The sequence below is a fragment of the Gilvimarinus sp. 1_MG-2023 genome (assembly GCF_030548285.1).
On record NZ_JAUOSC010000438.1, the window covers coordinates 1 to 348 of the forward strand.

Sequence of the window (348 nt, forward strand, 5' to 3'; positions counted from 1 at the left end):
ACAAAACACCATCGAATTCGCTACAGGCAATAAAGGCTTTTTAAGTGGCAGTCTCGAATCGTCTGGCGGACTTAATGAAGATGCGTCCCAGCGTTACCGAATAGGGGTGTATTCGAGTAGCGAAGATTCTTATCGTAATAATGTGGAAGAAGATAACGACATCGTTGATCTCGGTTATGCCTGGGATATTAATGAAGATGCTACATTAACACTGCAATATACTCATTTTTACCAATTGGGCGAGCGTGTGCGGGGGGTGCCTATTGATGAAGATGGCAACTTCTTGACAGATACTTCCTGGAACAGTAATGTGCCTTCTGACAATCAGGAATTCAAATCAGATATTTT

General features: G+C 42.2%; 1 protein-coding gene. It reads left to right on the forward strand.

Annotation, left to right across the window (positions count from 1 at the left end):
* Positions 1 to 348 (forward strand): hypothetical protein (locus tag Q4563_RS17535; RefSeq protein WP_303605407.1); only part of this gene is annotated, 348 nt, incomplete at both ends.